Below are 414 nucleotides of genomic sequence, written 5' to 3'. Positions count from 1 at the left end.
GAACACTGCACCAGCCGTCACGCTCTTTTCTTCACGGTCGAGGAAGGCTTGGCCCGAAGCGGTCACGCAGATGGCGCCACCGGTGGCGGCCAGCGTCGTGTTGCTGGGGTTGAAGCGCTCGTCAGCCACGGAGCCGCTGGCGTTCAGGTCAGAGAACAGACGAACGTTGGCGGTTTGCACCGGGTTGGCATTGGCTGCAGCGTAGTTGGAAGCCACGTTGTAGCGACGGGTGGGCATGGAGAACACCCAGTCGGTCTTCGCCGTGATGGAAGCGTCGTTGGCGTACTGGTTGGTGATGGAGGTCACTGCCAGTGCGTTCGTCAGGTTCAGCGCTTGCGTCAGAGGAGCCGTTGCCGAAGGAGCCACGATGTAAGGCGTGGACATGTCGGGCAGGTCATAGTTCGCTGCGATGAG

1 protein-coding gene is annotated in these 414 nt (G+C 61.8%); it reads right to left on the bottom strand.

Translation table 11 applies throughout. The features are described 5' to 3' along the window. Positions 1-414: hypothetical protein (locus tag GVL03_RS21040; RefSeq protein WP_200847397.1), on the bottom strand; the 414-nt coding region annotated here is incomplete at both ends.

It is taken from the genome of Microbacterium sp. 18062 (assembly GCF_902706225.1).
Classification (GTDB): Bacteria; Actinomycetota; Actinomycetes; order Actinomycetales; family Microbacteriaceae; genus Microbacterium.
The sequence above is the reverse complement of the archived record's forward strand: the minus strand, read 5'-3'. Positions and strand labels throughout refer to the sequence as shown.